The following is an 846-nucleotide window of genomic DNA, read 5'->3' as shown; positions in this document are numbered from 1 at the left end:
GTTCCTGATCGTGCGCACGACGCTCGGCTTCAGGATCAGGAACCAGGTCAGCGGCGCCGCGATCAGCGCCGCGACGACGCCGAGATGCAGTCTTGTGCCTTCGAGCAGCACCGGGAAATTGGCCGAATCCTCGATCGGCGGCGAGATCGGATAGCCGCTGAAGGAGTCCTTCCACGGGCCTTCGATCAGCGCCATCAGCGCATAATAGATGACCGAGTTGAGCAGCAGCGAACTGACGACATCGTCGACCTTGAATTTTACTCTGAGCGTCGCCGGCACCAGCGCGACTGCGGCTCCCGCCGCGGCACCGGCGACCGCCATCAAGACCATGGCGAGCGGCCCCGGCATTGGAATGGCGCCGACAAAGCAGCTGGCCACCGCGCCGGCCAGCAATTGCCCCTCGGCGCCGATGTTCCAGAATTTGGCCCGGAAGGCGACCGCGACCGCCAGTCCGGTGAAGATCATGGGTGTTGCACGCACCATCGTTTCGGTGATCGCATAGCTGTCGCCCAGCGACGCCGTGAACATCACGCCATAGGCTTCGAGCACGCCGGCGCCGGCCAGCGCGATGAGGCCGCTGCATAGGATGAGCGTCCCGCCGATCGCCAGCAATGGCAGAGCGAGGTTGAACCAGGCAGGTGTGCTTGTGCGGGCTTCCAGGCGGAACATTAGGCGGCACCCTCTGTTCTGTCTGTCGAACAAGAATTCTGACGAAGAGGGACCCCCACCCCTAGCCCCTCCCCACAAGGGGGAGGGGAACTCTCGCAGGCGCCGACCACGACAAAACAGCAGAAGTCCGGGCTCGGAAGCTGTGCCCCCCTCCCCCTTGTGGGGAGGGGTTAGGGG

1 protein-coding gene is annotated in these 846 nt (G+C 64.5%); it reads right to left on the bottom strand.

The genetic code is table 11. The annotated features are described in order from the left end of the window. Positions 1 to 669 (bottom strand): ABC transporter permease (locus EN964_RS35910; protein ID WP_164776517.1); only part of this gene is annotated, 669 nt, incomplete at its 3' end. Between the last annotated feature and the right edge of the window lie 177 nt (positions 670 to 846).

The organism is Mesorhizobium sp. M7A.F.Ca.CA.001.10.2.1 (assembly GCF_003998575.1).
Lineage (GTDB): Bacteria > Pseudomonadota > Alphaproteobacteria > Rhizobiales > Rhizobiaceae > Mesorhizobium.
The sequence above is the reverse complement of the archived record's forward strand: the minus strand, read 5'-3'. Positions and strand labels throughout refer to the sequence as shown.